The 1,192-nt window shown below is 42.6% G+C and carries 1 protein-coding gene and 1 pseudogene; both read right to left on the bottom strand.

The features are described 5' to 3' along the window. Nucleotides 1-256 precede the first annotated feature (256 nt). On the bottom strand, nt 257-862 hold the full coding sequence (locus ACTXGO_RS14140; protein ID WP_443541900.1) for a L,D-transpeptidase family protein: 606 nt from the start codon (nt 860-862) through the stop codon (nt 257-259). A 126-nt stretch (nt 863-988) separates the two neighbouring features. Further along, a pseudogene (locus tag ACTXGO_RS14135) lies at nt 989-1,192 on the bottom strand (3-hydroxyacyl-CoA dehydrogenase); the annotation flags it as partial.

The following is a 1,192-nucleotide window of genomic DNA, read 5'->3' as shown; positions in this document are numbered from 1 at the left end:
GGTTGCTATCTATATAAGGGACAAAGGAGATGATTTCAACTCCCAATTAGCCCTTGTCAATAATAAATAATGACTTTATAGTGTGAGGGCCAAAGCAGATGATATATAGCTTTGATTAAAACCCTACCAAAAACAATGATATCAAGCTTATATTATTAATAGGTATACCGCGCAAATTTTCAAGCAAGATATTGAAAGAAGAGATAAGTTTTAAACAGACGTTTTTTTATCGATAACTCAGTTAGGCTAAAAATATCTATTCTACAATCTCGATCGTTGTGCCAAGGGTGATGAGATCCATGATTTCGTCCATTTCATCATTAGTGACTGCAATACAGCCGTCCGTCCAGTTACGCTGCTGATTGTACCAAGCCAAATCGCCTAGCCCATTCATTTGCCCATGAATCATGATGTCACCGCCTGCACTGACGCCAAGAGCTTCAGCGCGTGCCTTGTCCGCACTATTTGGATAGCTGATATGAATAGAGCGATAGGCGATGGAGTTCTCGTTTTTGTAGTCGAGCGTATAAGTACCGACTGGCGTGCGCTCATCGCCCTCTTGCTGCTTATGTCCGACGGGATTTTCTCCTAAGGCGATATGATAGGATTTGATGACTCTATCACCGTCCAGCAGTTGCATAGTGCGCTCGGACTTATCGACGAAGACTTTATCAATCGCTACGTTACTTGGAATAGCAATTGTACTGGCATACGAGCCTTGAGTGCGAAAAGGGGTTTTGTCATAACGAACCAGACCGATGATACCCGCAGCGACTAGACCGATAGCAAAAAGAGCAAGCACCCTGATCTTGGGATGCTTGCTCTTGCTTGGCTGGCTGATGGTATTGGTAGAGAGTGACACAAAGAATCTACTTTATCTAAGAATAATGATAAATATAGCAAACAAAATAAGATTTCTGTATGTAAAAACGATGAAGGTTAAGTGAAGAAAGAGTAGTGTCTCTTTAAAAATTTGCCTCCAAACGATTTACACCATACGAATAGCGCCATCTAAACGTATTACTTCGCCATTAAGATAAGCGTTGTCGATGATATGAGTGACCAATTTGGCAAATTCATTTGGGTCGCCTAAACGCTTGGGATACGGTACGGCGGCCTCTAATTGTTCGCGCGCCTTTTCAGGGATCGTATTCATCATCGGCGTCGCAAATACGCCCGGCGCAATGGTCAT

The sequence above is a fragment of the Psychrobacter sp. T6-1 genome, assembly GCF_052258445.1.
This window is presented reverse-complemented; position numbering and strand designations above follow the sequence as displayed.